The 18,930-nt window shown below is 37.4% G+C and carries 18 protein-coding genes; all 18 read left to right on the top strand.

What is annotated here, in order from left to right:
- Positions 1 to 31 precede the first annotated feature (31 nt).
- The 18 genes from BLP77_RS03055 (at position 32) to BLP77_RS02970 (ending at position 18,922) form a co-directional block, all read left to right on the top strand.
- Entirely contained in the window at positions 32 to 796 is a 765-nt protein-coding gene (locus BLP77_RS03055) for a FliA/WhiG family RNA polymerase sigma factor (RefSeq protein ID WP_093855647.1), read from the top strand.
- A gap of 48 nt (positions 797 to 844) precedes the next feature.
- Positions 845 to 2,236, top strand: a complete 1,392-nt coding sequence (locus BLP77_RS03050; protein WP_093855646.1) for a flagellar assembly protein A — start codon at positions 845 to 847, stop codon at positions 2,234 to 2,236.
- A gap of 21 nt (positions 2,237 to 2,257) precedes the next feature.
- Positions 2,258 to 2,566 (top strand): hypothetical protein, encoded by a 309-nt coding sequence (locus BLP77_RS03045; protein ID WP_093855645.1) that lies wholly within the window; start codon positions 2,258 to 2,260, stop codon positions 2,564 to 2,566.
- Between the two features lie 17 nt (positions 2,567 to 2,583).
- Positions 2,584 to 3,078: a DUF6115 domain-containing protein gene (locus BLP77_RS03040; protein ID WP_093855644.1), complete on the top strand. Its 495-nt coding sequence runs from the start codon at positions 2,584 to 2,586 to the stop codon at positions 3,076 to 3,078.
- Between the two features lie 151 nt (positions 3,079 to 3,229).
- Positions 3,230 to 3,985, top strand: coding sequence for a 30S ribosomal protein S2 (gene rpsB, locus BLP77_RS03035; protein ID WP_093855643.1), 756 nt, complete (start codon positions 3,230 to 3,232; stop codon positions 3,983 to 3,985).
- Between the two features lie 133 nt (positions 3,986 to 4,118).
- Positions 4,119 to 5,003 carry a translation elongation factor Ts gene (tsf, locus tag BLP77_RS03030; RefSeq protein WP_093855642.1) on the top strand — a complete coding sequence of 295 codons (885 nt, stop codon included), beginning with the start codon at positions 4,119 to 4,121 and terminating at the stop codon, positions 5,001 to 5,003.
- Between the two features lie 92 nt (positions 5,004 to 5,095).
- Positions 5,096 to 5,830, top strand: coding sequence for a UMP kinase (pyrH, locus tag BLP77_RS03025; RefSeq protein WP_093855641.1), 735 nt, complete (start codon positions 5,096 to 5,098; stop codon positions 5,828 to 5,830).
- A complete protein-coding gene (frr, locus tag BLP77_RS03020; protein WP_093855640.1) occupies positions 5,823 to 6,380 on the top strand; it encodes a ribosome recycling factor in 558 nt (185 codons plus the stop codon). The genes pyrH and frr overlap by 8 nt, the downstream gene beginning before the upstream one ends.
- 99 nt (positions 6,381 to 6,479) lie before the next feature.
- Positions 6,480 to 7,226, top strand: coding sequence for an undecaprenyl pyrophosphate synthase (locus BLP77_RS03015; RefSeq protein ID WP_093855639.1), 747 nt, complete (start codon positions 6,480 to 6,482; stop codon positions 7,224 to 7,226).
- 13 nt (positions 7,227 to 7,239) lie between these two features.
- Positions 7,240 to 8,031 (top strand): phosphatidate cytidylyltransferase, encoded by a 792-nt coding sequence (locus BLP77_RS03010; RefSeq protein ID WP_093855638.1) that lies wholly within the window; start codon positions 7,240 to 7,242, stop codon positions 8,029 to 8,031.
- 16 nt (positions 8,032 to 8,047) lie between these two features.
- Positions 8,048 to 9,202 (top strand): 1-deoxy-D-xylulose-5-phosphate reductoisomerase, encoded by a 1,155-nt coding sequence (dxr, locus tag BLP77_RS03005; protein WP_093855637.1) that lies wholly within the window; start codon positions 8,048 to 8,050, stop codon positions 9,200 to 9,202.
- Positions 9,203 to 9,244: 42 nt separating this feature from the next.
- Positions 9,245 to 10,477, top strand: coding sequence for an RIP metalloprotease RseP (rseP, locus tag BLP77_RS03000; protein WP_093855981.1), 1,233 nt, complete (start codon positions 9,245 to 9,247; stop codon positions 10,475 to 10,477).
- A gap of 35 nt (positions 10,478 to 10,512) precedes the next feature.
- Positions 10,513 to 12,207 carry a proline--tRNA ligase gene (locus BLP77_RS02995; protein WP_093855636.1) on the top strand — a complete coding sequence of 565 codons (1,695 nt, stop codon included), beginning with the start codon at positions 10,513 to 10,515 and terminating at the stop codon, positions 12,205 to 12,207.
- 87 nt (positions 12,208 to 12,294) lie between these two features.
- Positions 12,295 to 16,584, top strand: a complete 4,290-nt coding sequence (locus BLP77_RS02990; protein ID WP_093855635.1) for a PolC-type DNA polymerase III — start codon at positions 12,295 to 12,297, stop codon at positions 16,582 to 16,584.
- A gap of 190 nt (positions 16,585 to 16,774) precedes the next feature.
- Positions 16,775 to 17,245 (top strand): ribosome maturation factor RimP, encoded by a 471-nt coding sequence (gene rimP / locus BLP77_RS02985; RefSeq protein WP_093855634.1) that lies wholly within the window; start codon positions 16,775 to 16,777, stop codon positions 17,243 to 17,245.
- Positions 17,246 to 17,263: 18 nt separating this feature from the next.
- Positions 17,264 to 18,346 carry a transcription termination factor NusA gene (gene nusA, locus BLP77_RS02980; RefSeq protein ID WP_093855633.1) on the top strand — a complete coding sequence of 361 codons (1,083 nt, stop codon included), beginning with the start codon at positions 17,264 to 17,266 and terminating at the stop codon, positions 18,344 to 18,346.
- A gap of 13 nt (positions 18,347 to 18,359) precedes the next feature.
- The gene (gene rnpM / locus BLP77_RS02975) at positions 18,360 to 18,638 is read left to right on the top strand and encodes an RNase P modulator RnpM (protein WP_261753238.1); all 279 of its coding nucleotides are present in this window, start codon (positions 18,360 to 18,362) and stop codon (positions 18,636 to 18,638) included.
- A complete protein-coding gene (locus BLP77_RS02970; RefSeq protein WP_307723619.1) occupies positions 18,623 to 18,922 on the top strand; it encodes a YlxQ family RNA-binding protein in 300 nt (99 codons plus the stop codon). Before rnpM ends, BLP77_RS02970 begins: the two co-directional genes overlap by 16 nt.
- Positions 18,923 to 18,930 lie beyond the last annotated feature (8 nt).

The raw sequence follows: 18,930 nt of genomic DNA, 5'->3' as shown, positions 1-18,930 counted from the left end.
CAACAAGAATGTTATCGCGGGGGTACTTAGTATGAAACAAACTTCCTTATCTGTAGATTCACTTTGGGAAAAATGGCAAAAGAAGAAAGATCAAGAAGCGGGTAACCTGTTAGTTGAACATTATATGCCTATTGTTGATTATCAGGTTAACCGAATGTTTGCGCATTTACCTAAAAATGTTGACAAACAAGATGTCAAAAGCCTGGCTTTTATGGGGTTAGTTGACGCGTTAGAAAAGTTTGATACGAGTCGAGATCTAAAGTTTGATACATATGCATCCTTCCGTATTCGTGGTGCCATTATAGACGGCCTCAGAAAAGAAGACTGGCTTCCGCGATCTGTTAGAGATAAATCGAAGTTAATCGAGCAAACCTATGAGGAGTTAGAACAAGCCTTGTACCGAACCCCAACAATAGAAGAAGTAGCAAAACAGGTAAATATGAGTAAGGATGAAGTGGCACATATTTTAAAAGATACGCTTTTTGCTAACTTACTATCGATAGAAGATAAAACGACAGAATCGGATGATGAACAGAGAGAGAATTTAAGAAATACAATCCCAGATCAAGAAGGTCATTCTCCGCATGAAACGTTGGAGAAGAAGGAAAACATAGAGGAATTAACTGAAAAGATTACAGAGTTGAATGAAAAGGAACAGCTCGTCATCAGTTTATTTTACAAGGAAGAATTAACGTTTACCGAAATTGGCGAAGTATTAAGCCTGTCGACATCGAGAATTTCTCAAATACATAGTCAATCCATTGTCAAATTACGAAAACAGTTATCGATAAATTAGTTATGTAAACTCGGTATAACATAAAATTTGGGAGCAGGAGTGGATACCGTGGATTTAAGTAGAGTTTTTACTATCAATGTTTCAAGCAGTAAAATGCTTGCCACGCTTGATTTGGAAAATGATTATATGAATGAATTAGATCTAGCATTATTAAATAAAGAAACCATTATTGATTTTATCCATGACCAGCATATTGTGTTTGGCATTAAAGAAGTAGAAATTGGAGACATGATTAACCAATTTCAAGAAAATCTTTTTCCAGTCGTTATTGCAGAAGGTTTAGAGCCTGTTAAAGGGCAGGACGGTTATATGGAATTTCATGTTGACCTTGATGTAAAAATGATGATAAATGGTCAACATTCGGTTGATTTTAAAGAGATTATGAAAATACCTAAGGTTGAAACAGGGAACCGATTAGCAACCGCCATCAATCCAACAGAAGGGGTACCGGGAAAAAATATATTCGGCGAAGCATTAGCCCCACAACCAGGGAAACCCGTCCATATAAAAGCAGGGGAAAATACGACGTTCAAAGAGAGTGATCAATCGTTTTATGCGACTGACGATGGCAAAGTTTCGGTTACTCAGAAAGACATTCGCGTCTTACCATTATATGAAGTGTCTCAATCATTAGATTTACACACAGGTAACGTTGATTTTAATGGTTCAATTTTAATTAAAGGTGATGTGCCGGAGGGCTTTTCAGTAAAGGCCAGAGGGGATATAACCGTATATGGTTTAGTTGAAGCTGCTTCATTAGAGGCGGGTGGTTCTGTTTTTGTTCGAGAAGCATTGGTAGGATTAGGGGAAGGTTCTATCCAAGCAGGGCTAGATATACATATTAAAAATGTTAATCAAGGTAATTTAAATGCAGGTAGAAATATTATCGTTGATCAGTCAATTTTTCATAGCACTGTGACAGCTAGAGAAACAGTTCATTGTCAACGAGGTAACATCGTGGGAGGATCTGTGTCGGCTGGCCAGAAGGTGATTTGTCGTGATGTTGGCAATCGAATGAATACGAAAACGAGAATCTATCTTGGCGAAAATAAACAAGAAATAGAAAAACGTCAACAAATGGAGCAAGAGATAGAAGGTTTTAAAGAACAAATAACTAAGCTTGAGAAACTCGGTGATCAGCTAAGAATGATACAAAAACAGAAAGGATTATCGCCTAAAGAGGAAAAGATGTTAGAGAAGCAGAAATACTCCTTAGAAAAATTGAAATTAAACTTAACAGATTTGGAAAGTGAATACAATAACGAACAATCTTATATTTCTGAAGAAAACAATTTAGATTTTATTAAATTGACGGCTAATGGTATAATTTACCCGAATGTCGAAATTGTTTCAGGTAAATACTCCAAACGTTTTACAATAGAGGAAAAGTATATCTCAGTTGTATTTAAGGATAATGATTTTTCAATTTCTGCAATTTAACATTTGAAAGGATGTTTGTTCATGAGCTGGAAGGCTGTAGAGTTACAGGTGGCTTTACCCCGTACTCAGGATGCTAGTCAATTGCAGGATCAGATGAATCAGCGGGGACAATTAACTCAAGAACAACTAGCTCAGTCACAAATAAAACAAGCAGAATTAAAAAGGAAACGGGTATTAGAGACGAAAAACAAAGATAAAATTAGACATGATGAAGATTCTGACCATGGATCTAATCAAGAGTCGTTTACTTCTAATAAGAAAAATCAGCCAGAGGATGAACCAAGTGAAAAGCATCCTTACCTTGGTAAAATAATTGACTATTCTGGATAGCGTTAAGGAAGGGAATTATGGAGAGTATTTTATTATTGTTTAGTTTAATATTACATGGCATCACGTTTGTAGTAATTTTTTTATTATATCAAAAAATAAAACAAGCTTCTGAAGGTGAACGGAATTTTGAGCAACGTGTTCAGGAAATCGAGGATTTATTTAGCTCATATTTATTAGAAATAAAGGATGAGAACAAAGCTTTTGTCGAAAAGGTTTCTGAAATTGATCAGAACCCTAAAGTTCATAAAACACTTCAGTTTCAAGGGGATTCGGCAACGGAAAACCAGGATACCGTTCAATTGTCACAAAACTACACTAAGCCACATAAGCAATCATTATTCCAGCCCGAATTAGTTAAAGTCAAAGACCATGTTGAACAACCTTCTTTACATTCCAAAATTATGCACCTTTATGAAAATGGGTATACAACTGAAGATATTGCGAAAAAATTAAATAAAGGAAAGACCGAAGTTGAATTGATTGTAAAATTTAATCAAAAAATGCACCATTAGTTCTTGCTTGTCGAGAAAGGTTATGATATATTAACTTTTGGTGTGAATACACACGTTCGTGGAAATTGATCAATGGTGCTTATTTAATATAAGTTTTGATCCATTTATGAAACGAGCGGAGGATAAAAACCAAAATAGGAGGAATTAAGTTATGTCTGTTATTTCAATGAAACAGCTACTTGAAGCAGGTGTTCATTTTGGACACCAAACACGCCGTTGGAACCCGAAAATGAAAAAATACATTTTCACTGAGCGTAACGGCATTTACATCATCGACCTACAAAAAACTGTTAAGAAGGTTGATGAAGCTTATAAGTTTATTAGAGATCTTGCTGAGGATGGCGGAAGCGTGTTATTCGTTGGTACGAAAAAACAAGCACAAGACACGGTTAAAGAAGAAGCTATCCGTTCAGGAATGTATTACGTTAACCAACGTTGGTTAGGCGGTACTTTAACGAACTTTAAAACCATTCAAAAACGCGTTAATCGCCTTAAAGATATTGAACGTATGGAAGAAGACGGTACTTTCGACGTACTTCCTAAAAAAGAAGTTGTCATGATTCTTAAAGAAAAAGAACGTTTAGAGAAGTTCCTAGGCGGGGTTAAAAATATGGATGAACTACCTGATGCATTATTCATCGTTGACCCTCGTAAAGAACGCATTGCTGTTGCTGAGGCACATAAATTAAATATTCCGATCGTAGCAATGGTTGACACAAACTGTGACCCAGATGAAGTTGATTATGTCATTCCAGCTAACGATGATGCAATTCGTGCCGTAAAACTAATTGCAGCCAAAATGGCAGATGCAATCTTAGAAGTTAAACAAGGTGAAACAACTCAAGACACTGAAGATGCACCTGAAGAAGCTTCTGAAAAAGAAGAAACAGAAACTGTGCAAGAGTAAAAGGTGAAGGTGATAAGAGGGGATGCCTTTTATCACCTTTTTTTAACATTGTATACAAACATAAAGCAAGTAGTTCACAAAGCTATTTATTCTCATAATGATGATTAAGTAGATGAAATTAAGGAGGATTTATATGGCTATTACAGCACAAATGGTAAAAGAATTACGTGAAAAAACTGGTGCAGGCATGATGGATTGTAAAAAAGCACTTCAAGAAACTGATGGTGACTTAGACCAAGCTGTAGACTTTCTACGTGAAAAAGGAATGGCTAAAGCAGCTAAGAAGGCTGATCGTATTGCTGCTGAGGGTTCTGCGCACATTGTAACTGAAGGAAACAAGGCTGTTATTATCGAAGTAAATAGTGAAACAGACTTCGTTGCTAAAAACGATCAATTTAAAACATTATTAAACGAAATCGCAACACATTTACTTAACCAAAATCCTGCTTCATTAGAAGAGGCTATGGGTCAAAAGCTTCACGGTGAAGGCGATACACTTGAAACATATATTAATGAAGCGATCGCTAAAATCGGAGAAAAAATCTCATTACGCCGTTTTGAAATTGTAGAAAAGAGTGATCAAGATGCCTTTGGTGCTTACCTTCACATGGGGGGACGTATCGGCGTTTTAACTCTTTTAGAAGGAACAACAGATGAGGTAGTCGCTAAAGATGTTGCCATGCATATCGCTGCAGTTAACCCACGCTACGTTTCGCGTGATGAAGTGCCTGAGGAAGAAGTGAACAAAGAACGTGACGTACTTAAACAACAAGCACTTAATGAAGGTAAACCTGAAAATATCGTTGAAAAAATGGTGGAAGGCCGCTTAAGAAAATTCTTTGAAGAAATTTGTTTAGTAGATCAAGAATTTGTTAAAGATCCAGATCAAAAAGTTAAACAATATGTAGAATCAAAAGGAGCAACCGTTAAATCATTCGTTCGCTATGAAGTTGGCGAAGGTATGGAAAAACGTGATGACAACTTTGTTGACGAAGTTATGAACCAAGTAAATAAGTAAATTCAATTTCCATTGAACGTGAATAGGGGACACTATGTGTTCCCTATTTTTCAAGCAAACTTATAAAATTTGCAAACATATCGGAGGTAACTATGTCGACAGCAAAATATAAAAGAATTGTTCTTAAATTAAGCGGTGAGGCATTAAGTGGAGATAAAGGTTATGGGATTGACCCGAAGTTTATTAAATCAATTGCTAAGCAAATAAAAGAAGTTCACAAATTAGGTGTAGAAATTGCAATTGTTGTTGGCGGAGGAAACCTTTGGCGTGGTAAAATAGGTAGTGAAGTCGGTATGGATCGCGCTAATGCTGACTACATGGGGATGTTAGCTACAGTTATGAACTCATTAGCATTACAGGATGGTTTAGAAAACTTAGATATACCAACACGAGTGCAAACATCTATTGAAATGAGACAGGTAGCTGAACCATATATCCGCAGAAGGGCCATTCGTCATCTAGAGAAAAAGCGTGTCGTCATTTTCGCTGGCGGAACGGGAAATCCATATTTCTCAACAGATACAACAGCAGCTTTACGAGCGGCAGAGACGGAAGCAGATGTAATTTTAATGGGGAAAAATAATGTGGATGGCGTTTATAATGATGACCCACAAATTAATTCAAATGCGATGAAATACGAAGAGCTCTCATACTTAGATTTATTAAATGAAGGTTTAGGCGTTATGGATTCAACGGCTTCATCGTTATGTATGGACAATAATATTGCTTTAATTGTATTCTCAATACTAGATAAAGACAATATTAGACGTGTCGTAACTGGCGAAAATATTGGAACAATTATTAGGAGGAAGGATTACCATGAGTGATTCAGTAGTCAAAGAGTGCCGTGAAAAAATGACAAAAGCAACCCAAGCTTTTTCGAGACAGCTATCAACTGTTCGTGCCGGAAGAGCTAACCCAACAATTCTAGATAATGTGTACGTTGATTATTATGGAGCAAACACACCATTAAACCAACTGTCAACGGTATCAGCACCTGAACCGCGATTATTAGTCATTACACCTTTTGATAAATCAGCTATTGAAAATATTGAAAAAGGGATTTTAAAAGCTGATTTAGGTCTAACGCCTAATAATGACGGTAATGTTATTCGAATTAGCATTCCTGCATTAACTGAGGAACGCCGTAGAGATCTTGTGAAAGTAACGAAAAAATATGCGGAAGACGCGCGTGTTCAAGTACGTAATATCCGTCGTGACTCGAATGACCAGTTAAAAAAATTAGAAAAAGACGGGGACATTACGGAAGATGAATTAAGAGCTTATCAAGATGATGTGCAAAAAGAAACCGATCAACATATTGATGAGATTGACCAAATGTTAGAGGAAAAAGAAAAAGAAATTACAGAAGTATAAAAAATGAAATACATTTGAATATTTCATGATATAATGATAGTAGCTTTCGCGTATGATGCGAAAGCTAAATTTTTCTAAAGTATTTGGCGGGGGATTATTATGAAGTTTCGAACAAAAAATGATCAGGCGATTACAGCGGTTGATCTGCAAAATGTCCCTGAGCACGTAGCCATTATTATGGATGGTAATGGACGTTGGGCTAAAAAAAGAGGTTTACCGCGAGTGGCAGGCCATCGGGAAGGTATGAAAACAATCAAAAAAATTGTCGAGCGTGCCGTTAATTTAAATTTAAAAGCCTTAACGCTTTACGCCTTTTCAACTGAAAACTGGAAACGACCTCCAAAAGAAATTGAATTTATTATGAAATTACCATCCCAGTTTCTTGATACATATTTACCAGATTTGAAGAAAAATAATGTAAAAGTAACCACAATTGGTGATTACGAAGGGTTACCAGAAGCCACGAAAAAAGCGGTTCAATACTCAGTCGATCAAACTAAAAAAAACACAGGATTAGTATTGAATTTTGCTTTAAATTACGGAAGTCGTTCTGAAATTGTTGAAGCCGTTAAACATATATGTCATGATGTTAAAGACCATGATTTGAAAATTGAAGACATTAATGAGTCAATAATATCTCAGTATTTATATACGAATCAGCTAAATGATCCGGATTTGGTCATTCGTACGAGTGGCGAACAACGATTAAGTAATTATCTGTTATGGCAAGTCGCCTACTCTGAATTTTATTTTACTCAAAAGCTTTGGCCAGAATTTGACGAGAAGGCTTTAGATGAAGCAATAATCGAATACCAAAACCGAAAAAGAAGGTTTGGTGGGTTGTAAGGTGTGATGAATGATGAAGACACGTATCATAACTGCAATTATAGGTTTAGCCATATTCCTACCTTTTGTCTTATACGGTAAATGGCCTTTTACGGTATTTATATATTTAATCGCCACAATTGGATTATTAGAAATGTTGAAAATGAAAAGAATACCGTTTTTTTCATTTCCGACATTAATCGGAATAGCCCTGTTGTGGATGTTTTTATTGAATGAGGAATTATATACTCTGATTAACAAAATACCTTTGAATAATTTAGAAATCCTATATTGTTTTGTACTTATCCTTCTATCTTATACAGTATTCGTAAAAAATCGTTTTTCATTTGATGATGTATCATTTGTTTTACTGTCCATTTTTTATGTAGGTATTGGGTTTAGCTATTTGATTGAGACAAGACAGGCTGGTTTGGAGTATATTTTATTTGCCTTACTCATTATATGGTTCACAGATTCAGGGGCTTATTTTGTTGGACGAGCTATGGGTAAACGTAAGCTTTGGCCCATTATAAGTCCGAAAAAAACAATTGAAGGCTTTATAGGCGGTGTTTTATCAGCTATCGTTATAGCGATTTTCCTACAATGGATCTATCCAATAGATGCCAGTTTACTAATTATTATCTTCGTGGCTATTATCGCTTCCGTTCTAGCACAAATTGGAGATTTAGTTCAGTCTGCCTTTAAACGAATTTATGATATAAAGGATTCTGGAAACATACTTCCTGGACACGGAGGTATTTTGGATCGATTTGATAGTCTAATATTTATGGTTCCTTTTTTACATTTTATTCAATTTATAACATAGTGAATGAGGGTTTACGATGAAAAAGATTGCATTATTAGGTGGAACAGGGTCAATAGGCGTACAAACGATTGATGTCATCAAAGAACATCCTGAACAGTTTGAATTATATGCTTTTGCTTTTGGCTCAAACATTGAACAAGCACTTCCTATAATAGAAAATCTGAAACCGAAATTCATTGTTGTTAAAAATCATGCAATAAAGGATAAGCTAAGTAATAAAATGAGTTATAACGCTAGTATTTCATATGGCGTTGAAGCTATAAATGAAATGGTATCGTTGCCTGAAATCGATATTGTTGTTAATGCTGTGCTTGGTAGTGTCGGTTTGCAACCGACTTTACAAGCTATTCGCTCTGGCAAATCAATTGCTTTTGCTAATAAAGAAACATTAGTGACAGCTGGACATCTCGTCATGAAGGAAGCTAATGCACACCAAGTTGAATTGCTACCAGTCGATAGTGAACATGCAGCAATTCATCAAAGCTTAAAAGGAGAACAGCGTAACGAAATAAAACGAATTCTTTTAACAGCTTCCGGTGGTAGTTTTCGAGATAAAACACGTAATGAATTAGTCGGTGTGACGAAACAAGATGCGTTAAAACATCCAAATTGGAGTATGGGTGCTAAAATTACGATAGATTCTGCCACGATGATGAATAAAGGGTTAGAAGTTATTGAAGCCCATTGGTTATTCGATGTTCCTTATGACAAAATCGAAGTCATCATGCATGAAGAGAGTGTTATACACTCTATGGTTGAGTATCTCGATCGAAGTGTGATGGCTCAGCTCGGTACACCGGATATGCGAATACCGATTCAATATGCGTTAACTTATCCGAATCGCTTTCCGTATCAATTAAGTGATTCGTTAGATTTAGCTGAAATTGGAACGCTTCATTTTAGGGAAATGAGCTTTGAGCGTTATCCATGTCTAAAGATGGCCTATGAAGCTGGCCGGATTGGTGGTTCACTACCAACCGTATTAAACGCAGCGAATGAAGAAGCAGTTGCATTGTTTTTAGATGATCAAATCACATTTCTTGAGATTGAGCAATTAATCGAACTACAATTAGAAAAACATGAAACTGTAAAAGATCCAGATTTAGAAACGATTATAACAATTGACGAAGAAATTAGAAGAAATGTAAGACGTGACGTGTTAAAAAGGTAGGTGCTCTTGTTGAATTTTGATACCATTATTGCTTTTATTTTCATGTTCGGGTTATTAGTCTTTATACATGAGTTAGGTCACCTTATTTTTGCTAAACGCGCTGGTATGTTAGCGAGGGAGTTTGCTATAGGCTTCGGACCTAAAATATTTTCTTATCGTAAGAATGAAACATTATATACGGTTCGTCTGTTACCGATCGGCGGTTATGTAAGGGTGGCTGGAGAAGACCCAGAGATTATAGAGCTAAAACCTGGTTATCATATCGGTTTAGAATTTAATGAACAGGATAAAGTGAGTAAAATAATCGTTAACAATAAATCTAAATATCCCAATGCCAAATTAGTCGAGGTTGAACGGATTGATTTAGACCATAACCTTGAGATTGATTGTTATGACCTTGATTCTGATGACCGTTATCAATTCTCTGTTGATCGCAAGGCATTATTTGTCATGGATGAAAAAGAAACCTTAATTGCCCCGTATGACCGCCAATTTGCATCTAAAACAGTTGGTAAAAAAGCGATGCAGGTTTTTGCAGGTCCAATGATGAATTTCTTATTAGCCATTGCGATATTTATTGGACTCGGATTAATTCAAGGGGTTCCTGATGAAGAGGCCGTGATCGGCGGAGTTCAGGACGGAGCGCCTGCTGATGATGCTGGATTAATGGCTGGAGATGAGGTTTTAAAAGTTGATGGTGAGTCCATGGATGGTTGGGTTGATTTTGTTTACTATATACAAGACCGTCCAAATGAAGAGGTCAATCTCACCATAGATCGTAATGGAGATATCATTGAACAATCGTTAACCACTCGATCCGTTGAAGGTAATAATGGTGAAAATGTCGGCCAATTAGGTGTGGCACGTCATTATGTTGAAGAACCGACAGAGGCTTTAAAGTTTGGTTTTACACAGACTTATGAAGTCGGTGTTTTAATTTTAGATGCTGTTGGCCAACTTGTAACTGGACAATTATCGATCGATGCATTAGCCGGACCGGTTGGTATTTATGATGCGACAGATGAATTTGTTCAAGCTGGATTTTTAACCTTCATGACTTGGACTGCGATGTTGAGCATAAATCTTGGGATTATCAACTTACTTCCTTTACCGGCACTTGATGGTGGTCGTCTAATGTTTATCTTTCTTGAAGGTTTACGTGGAAAGCCTATTGACCCAGAAAAAGAAGGGTTCGTACATTTCATTGGTTTTGCCTTACTTATGCTATTAATGATCGTTGTGACATGGAACGATATTGAACGCTTATTTATGTAAATGATAAAATTAACGAATAAAGAGGTGTAGAATCTATGAGACAAAGTAACGTATTGATACCAACTTTGCGAGAAGACCCAGCAGAAGCAGATTTAAAAAGTCATCAGTTATTGTTAAAAGCCGGATTTATTCGACAATTAGCATCAGGGGTCTACAACTTTCTACCATTAGGACGAAGAGTATTAAGAAAAGTTGAAAACATCGTGCGTGAAGAAATGGACCGTGCCAGTGCTCAAGAAATTCAAATGCCTTCTTTACAGCCAGCAGAATTGTGGCAAACAACAGGGCGTTGGGAAACCATGGGTGAAGAGTTAATGCGATTAAAGGATCGTCATGAACGTGACTTTGCCTTAGGAGCAACGCACGAAGAGGTGGTCACAGCCTTAGTTCGCGATGAAGTGAATTCTTATAAAAAATTGCCATTTACACTCTATCAAATACAAGCTAAATTTAGAGATGAAAAGCGTCCGCGTTTTGGTCTATTACGCGGTCGTGAATTTTTAATGAAGGATGCTTATTCCTTTCATGAAGATTTTGAATCGCTAGATGAAACCTATGAAATTATTTTTAATGCTTATAAACGTATCTTTGAACGTTGCGGTCTTAACTTCCGTGCTGTCATAGCCGATTCAGGAACCATGGGTGGTAAGGATACACATGAATTTATGGTCTTATCAGATGTTGGTGAAGATACGATTGCTTATTCAAATGAGTCTGATTTCGCAGCCAACATTGAGATGGCGCCAGTTGTAACAAATTATACGAAGATAGATGAATCCAAGCTGCCATTAGAAAAAGTCGATACACCTCACGTAAAAACCATGCAAGAGGTTGCTGATTATCTCGGTCATACATTAGACCAAGGGATGAAAGCGATTATGTTTAAAGTGGACGATCAGTTTGTGATGATCGTAACACGTGGTGATCATGAGGTTAACGATGTCAAACTTAAAAATTTATATGAGGCTGATATTGTTGAATTAGCAACGGAAGATGAAACAAGAGACATCATGGGAGCTGGATTTGGTTCACTTGGACCGATTAATGTACCAGATTCAGTCGATGTGGTAGCCGACCATGCCGTTAAATATTTAGTCAATGCGACTTGTGGTGCGAATGAGGATGGCTACCATTACAAAAATGTTAATCCAGAACGTGATTTTGAGATCAACCAATACGCTGATTTACGTTTTATCCAAGAAGGCGATCCGTCACCAGATGGTCAAGGTGTCATTGAGTTTGCTAGAGGTATTGAAGTGGGTCACGTCTTTAAACTTGGGTCGAAATACACAGATGCTTTAAATGCTACATTCTTGAATAAAGACGGCCGAGCGCAAACATATATAATGGGGTGTTATGGCATCGGTGTATCACGTACCTTAGCAGCTATTGTTGAACAATACCATGATGATAATGGTATGCTATGGCCTAAACAGCTTGCTCCATTTCATGTTCACCTTGTCAACTTGAACGTTAAGAAGGAAGAGCAAATTGAATTAGCCGATCAATTATATAATCAATTACAACAAGCAGGCATTGATGTTTTATATGATGATCGTAATGAACGAGCAGGCGTTAAGTTTAACGATAGTGATTTAATTGGAATTCCTTATCGTGTCGTTGTTGGTAAACGAGCAGGCGAAGGGTATGTTGAATTTAAACATCGTGAGTCAGGTGAACAAGAGGATGTCCATATAGAGAATCTAATACAGCATATACAATCTATGTAAAACAAGATAGAGGTATAGACACAGCCCTTGTCGTAGAATAGACAAGGGTTTATTCACTCATTATTTAGGTTAAACGGGGGAAGAATTATGGACCTAACAAAAAAAGAGAAGCTAGATTTGTTATTAAAACAAATTGGTATGCCTCAGGATATTGTTGATCAGGAGTTTCAAGAGGCTTATCTAAATAAATTAATGGTCTTAAAAAATGAAAAGCTTTGGCAGTTTTATATACATAACACGAAACCTTTTAACAGCGAGGCTTTGGAAGTGTTCATTGCTAGAATTGAAGAAGCTTTCCGTCATATTGCAAACGTGGACATTATCGTTACGACAGATGAAAAAGAAATCGATGAAAAAACTTTAAAATCATACTGGAAGTTTTTCATTCATTCCGTTAATGATTTATTTCCTGCTTATCGAGATTTCATTTATAGTCAAGTCCCAGAGATAAATGGTGCTCAACTTAAAATTTACGCTCGAAATGAGACGGAAGCTAACGCAATGAAAAAGAAAATCGATCCGTTATTTACTGCATTCTGTCAAAAAAGAGGATTGAAAAATTATCAAATCCAATTCGAAATCTCCCGTAATGATGAGGAAATTCAACAATTTCAAAAGCAAAAACAAGAAGAAGAGAAACATTACATCGAAAGAGCCATTAAAGAAAAAGAAGAGCGTGCAAAACAAGAAAAAGAAAATGTCGCAACGAATCAGCCAGTGAAAATTGGTAAAGACATTCAAGATGAAACAGAACAGATTCAAAACATTCTAGAAGAAGAAAAACGGATGGCCATTCAAGGCTATGTCTTTGACGTTGATATTCGAAATTTAAGATCTGGTCGAGATTTATTAATTGTGAGCGTGACAGATTATTCTGATTCGATTCAAGTTAAAATGTTCTCAAAAGGTGATGAACAAAAAGTCTTATTCCAAAATGTTAAGGAAGGCATGTGGATTAAAGCACGTGGAAGTATTCAAACGGATACCTTTACAAATGAATTAATGATGATGGGAAACGACTTACATGAAATAGCCCCCAAAGAACGTTTAGATCAAACGGATGAGAAACGCGTCGAATTACATGCACACACGACCATGAGTCAAATGGACGCTACTGTCTCAGCTTCAAATCTTATTGAACGGGCTGCTAAGTGGGGACATAAAGCGGTTGCGATTACGGATCATGCTGTTGTCCAAGCTTTCCCAGAAGCACACGGAGCTGGTGAGAAGCACGGCGTTAAAGTATTATACGGTCTTGAGGCAAACTTAGTCGATGATGGTATTCCAATCGCCTACAATGAACAGGATGTTGATTTGAACGAAGCTAATTATATCGTCTTTGACGTTGAAACAACGGGTCTTTCTGCTTCCTACGATAAAATAATTGAATTGGCGGCGGTTAAAGTCTACCAGGGTGAAATTATCGATCGTTTTGAACGTTTCGCTAATCCACATCAGAGATTAAGTCAAACGACGATCGACTTAACGGGTATTACAGATGATATGGTTAAAGATGCACCGGAGATTGAAGAGGTCATGCAGGATTTTTATGATTGGATGGGGCAAAACGTTCTCGTTGCCCATAATGCAAGTTTCGATATTGGATTCATTAATGCTGCATTTCAACGAATGGGAATAGAAAAGGTAACCAATCCTGTTATTGATACACTAGAATTAGCACGATTCTTATATCCGGAGTTAAAAAACCATCGATTAAACACACTTTGTAAGCAATTAAATATTGAACTCACACAGCACCACCGAGCTATTTATGATGCGGAAGCAACCGGTTATTTACTTTGGAGCTTGGTTAAATCTGCGATGGAAAAAGAACTCATGAACCACCAGGAACTTAACCGCCATGTTGGTGAAGGCGATGCTTTCAAACGCTCACGACCATCACATGTTATTTTATTAGCCCAAACACAAGAAGGATTAAAAAACCTTTTCAAACTCGTGTCATTAGCACATGTCGATTATTTTTACCGTGTTCCAAGAATTCCACGATCCAAATTAGTCAAGCATCGTGAAGGTCTTTTAGTCGGATCTGGGTGTGATCAGGGAGAGCTGTTTGACACGATCGCTTTAAAATCAGAAGAGGAGGCTGAAAAGGTAGCCGAGTTCTATGATTATATTGAAGTCCAACCAACAATGAACTACTATCATTTAATTGAAAAGGAACAAGCTCAATCATTAGAACATATTAAACAATTGATTAAAAAACTAGTTAAAATTGGTGATAAACTAGGGAAAAAGGTAGTAGCAACCGGAAACACCCATTATTTAGATTCACACGAAAAAATTTATCGTCAGGTTTTAATCGCATCGCAAAGTGGTAATCCACTCAATCGACAAACGATTCCAGATGTTTATTTCAAAACGACTCATGAAATGCTAGACGAGTTCGCATTTTTAGGGGAAGAAAGAGCGAAGGAAATCGTTGTGACGAATACGAATTGGGTTGCTGATCAAATAGAAGATGTTAAACCGATTAAAGACGACCTTTATACACCGAATATTGAAGGTGCAGATGATGAAATTCGCGAGACCTGCTATAACCGAGCGATATCAATTTATGGCGAAGAACTTCCAGACATCGTTGTTAACCGTCTTGAAAAAGAGCTCAAAAGTATTATAGAAAATGGTTTCTCTGTTATTTATTTAATATCTGAAAAACTGGTTAAAAAGTCGTTAAGTGACGGTTACTTAGTAGGGTCACGTGGTTCAGTCGGGTCATCATTTGTTGCCACCATGCTAGATATTACTGAAGTCAATCCATTACCACCGCATTATGTATGTGATACGTGTAGCTTTTATGAATTCTATAATGATGGGTCAGTCGGTTCCGGATTTGACCTACCGGAAAAAGAGTGTCCGAATTGTGGTCAACATTTAATACGTGATGGTCAGGATATACCATTCGAAACGTTCTTAGGTTTTAAAGGTGATAAAGTTCCGGATATTGATTTGAACTTCTCTGGTGAATATCAGCCGCAGGCCCACCATTATACAAAAGTGTTATTTGGTGAGGATAATGTTTATCGCGCAGGAACAATCGGTACCGTCGCGGAGAAAACAGCATTTGGTTATGTGAAAGGATATGCTCAGGACAAGCAATTAATGTTCCGACAGGCTGAAATTTCTCGGCTCGTTAAAGGTTGTACAGGTGTCAAACGAACAACTGGGCAACACCCTGGTGGGATTATCGTTGTCCCTGATGACCAGGAGATCTATGATTTTACACCGGTACAATACCCAGCAGACGATCGAAATTCAGAATGGAAAACAACGCACTTTGACTTCCATTCGATTGATGCTAACCTTTTGAAATTAGATATACTTGGACACGATGATCCGACTGTTATTCGGATGTTACAGGACTTGACGGGGATTGACCCTTATGATGTACCTACGAATGATCCTGACGTGATGAAGATTTTTGAAGGGCCAGAGCCTTTAGGCGTGACACCAGATCAAATCATGTGTAAAACGGGTACACTTGGCGTTCCGGAATTCGGTACACGATTTGTTCGTCAAATGTTAGAGGATACTAAACCGTCCACATTTGCTGAGCTTGTGATTATTTCCGGTTTATCTCACGGGACTGATGTTTGGTTAGGAAATGCACAAGAACTCATTAATGATGGTATTTGTGAAATTGGTGATGTTATCGGTTGTCGTGATGACATTATGGTTTACTTAATGCATAAAGGATTAGAGGCCTCACTCGCTTTTACGATCATGGAGCATGTTCGTAAAGGTAAAGGCTTATCGGATGAATGGATCGAGGAAATGAAAAAACATGGTGTTCCAGATTGGTATATTGATTCATGCTTAAAAATTAAATATATGTTCCCGAAAGCACACGCTGCCGCATATGTTTTAATGGCGGTCCGTATTGCTTATTTCAAAGTGCATTATCCGATTGAGTTCTATGCTGCTTACTTTACGGTTAGAGCGAGTGACTTTGAGCTTGATACGATGATCCATGGATCAGAAACGATTCGCGCACGAATTGAGGAAATCCAAGAGAAGGGGAATGACGCTTCCCCTAAAGAGAAGAGTTTATTAACCGTACTGGAAATTGCGCTTGAGATGTGTGAACGCGGTTATACGTTCCAAAAGGTAGATTTATACCGTTCTACCGCAACAGAATTCATCGTCGATGGCAATACATTAATTCCACCGTTTAATGCTGTTGATGGATTAGGGACAAATGCAGCCATTAACATTGTGAAAGCTAAAGAAGACGGCGAATTTCTATCTAAACAAGATTTAAGGGAAAGAAGTAAAATATCTAAAACGGTTTTAGAGTACCTTGATCAACATGGATGTCTCGAAGGTTTACCTGATCAAAACCAGTTGTCATTATTTTAGTACCAAAACACCGTTCATTACCATTTTCAGTTGCATTTAAGCTGCAATTATGGTATATTTTCAATTGGTTACGCAAAAGATACGGTAAAGTATGAAAAGAGTGGGATTTCCCACTCTTTCGTTTTTATCTTTTCCCTGCTGGCATCAGCAGGGAAATTTATTGTATCTGTTTGTTAAAGGAGGCATTCAGTTGAGTAAAAAGATTGTTGCTTTAACGGAGGAACTCGTGCAACCTATTGTCGATGAGCTGAACCTAGAATTGGTTGAGGTCGAATTTGTGAAGGAAGGAAAGAATCACTTCCTTCGTGTATATGTTGATAAAGAGGGTGGAATCGACATTGAGGAGTGTGGTAAGGTAAGCGAGCGTTTAAGTGAAAAATTGGATGAAGCCGATCCAATTGAGCAAGCTTATTTTCTTGAAGTATCATCTCCAGGTGTCGAACGCAGGTTGAAAACCCGTTCAGACTTTGAGCGTTTTATTGGGTCTCATATTTATGTTAAAACGTATGAGCCCATTCATGGTGATAAAGAGTTTTATGGCGACTTATTTGCTTTTGAAGAAGATGAAATCACACTAACAGTTAAAGAAAAAACAAGAGAAAAAGATATTAAAATACCATTTGATAAAATTGCAAAAGCAAATATTGCTGTGACATTTTAATAAGAGGAGGTAAGTCTGTTGAGTTCGGAACTTTATCAAGCCATTGAGTATTTATCTGAAGAGAAGGGGATTGACAGAGAGGTTTTACTAGAAGCTTTAGATGTAGCTTTAGTTTCGGCGTATAAGAAGAATTTCAATTCCAGAACAAATGTAAGAGTAGAGTTGAATGAAGCGGAAGGTATGAAGGTATTTGCACGACTTGAAGTGGTGGATGAAGTAGAAGATGATCAGCTTGAAATATCACTAGATGATGCCAAGGAAATAGATCCATCCTATGAGACTGGCGAAGTAGTTGAAAAAGAGGTTACACCACGAGATTTTGGAAGAATTGCAGCCCAGGCTGCTAAACAAGTCGTGACACAACGTGTAAGGGAAGCAGAGCGTGGTGTCATTTACGATGATTTTATCGATCGTGTTGAAGACATCATGACAGGGAAAGTTCAGCGAATGGACCAACGCTTCTTATACGTTCATTTAGGTAAGATTGAAGGTAAACTTCCAGTTAATGAGGTTATGCCAAATGAGTCATACCAAATCCACGACCGTATTAAAGTCTATGTCACACGAGTTGAGAAAACGAGTAAAGGTCCACAAGTATTTGTTTCTCGTACTCATCCAGGATTATTAAAACGATTATTTGAAATGGAAGTACCAGAGATATATGAAGGAATCGTCGAAATTCGGTCAGTTGCACGTGAAGCGGGCGATCGTTCTAAAATTAGTGTGTATGCTGAAGACCCAGAAATCGACCCAGTTGGAGCTTGTGTGGGTCAGCGTGGTCAGCGGGTTCAAACAATTGTTGATGAACTCCGTGGCGAGAAGATCGATATTGTCCAGTGGTCAGAGGATCCAGTTGTTTATATTTCCAATGCATTAAGTCCATCACAGGTCATTGAAGTACTAGTGGATGAAGAAGATAATGCTACAACAGTTATTGTACCAGATCATCAGCTATCATTAGCTATTGGCAAACGCGGACAAAACGCAAGACTTGCAGCGAAACTCACAGGCTGGAAGATTGATATTAAAAGTGAATCTGAAGCTAGAGAAGATGGTTTATTAGATGGAGAAGAAGATAATGATTTATTGAATCTTGAGTAAGGAGGGAGTAGCTGTGGCAAAGAAGAAAGAACCATTACGCAAATGTGTGGTTACGCAAGAAATGCTCCCAAAAAAGCAGCTCATTCGTATCGTCCGAAATAAAGATGGCGAAGTCTTTATCGATGATACAGGCAAGAAGAATGGGAGAGGTGCTTACTTAAGCAAAGATAAAGAAGTTATTGAAAAGGCCAAAAAAACGAATATTTTACAAAGACACCTTAACACAACGATTGAGTCTACTTTATATGATGAATTATTAGAAGAAGTGAGTAAATCTTGGGAAAATACTTAAATTTAATCGGTTTAGCTTACAGAGCACGAAAGGTGTCCTTAGGAGAGGATTCCATTTTACAGGATATTCGTTCAAGGAAGGCAACGTTAGTTTTAATTGCAAATGACGCTTCAGGCAATACTAGAAAAAGATTGACAGATAAATGCAATAGTTATGATATACCCTACCGCATTGTTGGGAGTCGGCAAGAATTGTCTCATGCACTGGGAAAAGAAGATCGAGTAGCAGTATCAGTAAAGGATGAAGGATTCGCAAAGAAGTTAATGCAATTGATTAACGATTAATCTCGGGG

The sequence above is a fragment of the Tenuibacillus multivorans genome, from assembly GCF_900103915.1.
Classification (GTDB): domain Bacteria; phylum Bacillota; class Bacilli; order Bacillales; family Alkalibacillaceae; genus Tenuibacillus; species Tenuibacillus multivorans.
The sequence above is the reverse complement of the archived record's forward strand: the minus strand, read 5'-3'. Positions and strand labels throughout refer to the sequence as shown.